Source organism: Vasconcelosia minhoensis LEGE 07310 (genome assembly GCF_015207255.1).
Taxonomy (GTDB): domain Bacteria; phylum Cyanobacteriota; class Cyanobacteriia; order Phormidesmidales; family Phormidesmidaceae; genus Vasconcelosia; species Vasconcelosia minhoensis.
This window is the reverse complement of sequence record NZ_JADEXG010000153.1, coordinates 1-1,568: the sequence shown is the minus strand read 5'-3', so window position 1 is coordinate 1,568 and position 1,568 is coordinate 1. Positions and strand designations below refer to the sequence as shown.

The 1,568-nt window shown below is 52.9% G+C and carries 1 protein-coding gene; it reads left to right on the top strand.

Annotated elements, in window-relative coordinates; genetic code table 11:
• Positions 1-94 precede the first annotated feature (94 nt).
• Positions 95-1,564: an IS66 family transposase gene (tnpC, locus tag IQ241_RS25220; RefSeq protein WP_193912569.1), complete on the top strand. Its 1,470-nt coding sequence runs from the start codon at positions 95-97 to the stop codon at positions 1,562-1,564.
• The last annotated feature ends 4 nt before the right edge of the window (positions 1,565-1,568 follow it).

Below are 1,568 nucleotides of genomic sequence, written 5' to 3'. Positions count from 1 at the left end.
GTAACTACTCAGGCTTAAAAAAATAGAGATTTTTTCAGGACTAAGCCAAACGAGAGGTAAGTTGTAATCAGCCAAGCAAGCGAGTATTGCAGCCGTGGGTAACCAGCAGTCAAACAAACAGCTCAGCGAAGCCGACATTCGTGCCGTTTATGTCGAAGGAGAAGCGGCTGTCGTAAGCTTGGTAAGCCAACTGGTAGGTCGTCTAGATGCTCTAGAAGCCGAGGTCAAAGAGCTGAAGGGCCGCCTGGGTAAAAACAGTCGCAATAGCAGTAAACCGCCGTCCGGAGATGGATTCGGCAAGCGCACCCGGAGCTTACGGCGTAAGCGCGAGAAAGCGTCAGGGGGTCAATCGGGCCATTCAGGTCAGACCCTAGAGTGGAGTATGACGCCAGAGTTCATCGAGCTGCACCGCGTGCATCATTGTTCAGGCTGTGGGTGTTCACTGACAGCAGCGGCTACCAGCGAGGTGATGGCCCGTCAAGTATTTGATATCCCACCGATAGAGCTGCCAGTCACTGAGCATCAAGTGGAGGTGAAAAGCTGCCCAGCGTGTGGCACGAAAACGCAGGGTTGTTTTCCCTTCGAGGCCAGCAATGTGGTGCAGTATGGCCCGCGTCTCAAAGGGATGATGACTTACTTGATGGAAGCTCAGCTGTTACCTTCTGCTCGCACCTGCGAAGTCTTGAATGACTTAGTCGGTGTGGCCATCTCGGAAGGCACGTTGTACAACACCAGGACGCAATGTGCTGAGTTGATAGCCCCGATTGAAGATGAAGTTCGGCAAGCAATACAGGCGGCTGAGGTCGTCCACTTTGATGAAACAGGGCTGCGTGTCAATCGGCAACTGTGGTGGCTGCATGTGGCTGCCACAGACGGGCTAACCTATTACTTCGTTCATCCCAGACGCGGTCGGCTGGCTATGGACGAGATGGGCATTCTGCCCGCGTTCGGGGGCAAGGCGATGCATGATGGCTGGCGAAGCTATCAGGGCTACGACTGCGAGCATTTCCTATGCAATGCGCATCATCTCAGAGAGTTGCAATATACCTTGGAGCATACAGGCCAGTGGTGGGCCTTTCATCTGAGTGTGCTATTGGTGAGCATCCACAGCCAGGTGAAGCAGCTTAAGGTGCAGGGGGAAGCAGCGCTCTTTGGTGAGGATTTAGCGGCCTTAAATGCTCGTTACGACGCTATTTTAGACAAAGGCTTTGAACTCAATCCGATACCGCCACCTGACAAGACCAAACCCAAAAAACGAGGCCGACCCAAACGCTCTGCCGCCCGTAACCTGCTGGAGCGATTGCAAACTCATAAAGCGGCGGTGCTCGGGTTCGTGCATGATTTTGAGGTGCCTTTCGATAACAATCAAGCCGAACGTGACCTGCGGATGATGAAGCTGAAGCAGAAAATATCGGGCTGCTTTCGTTCTGAGGACGGGGCTAGAGAGTTCTGCCACATTCGCGGTTATTTATCGACTCTGAAAAAGCAGAACCTCAACATCTTGGATGCATTCGTCGAACTTTTTTCCGGCAATGCTCCCTCTCTTCTCCCTCAGCCTGAGTAGTTAC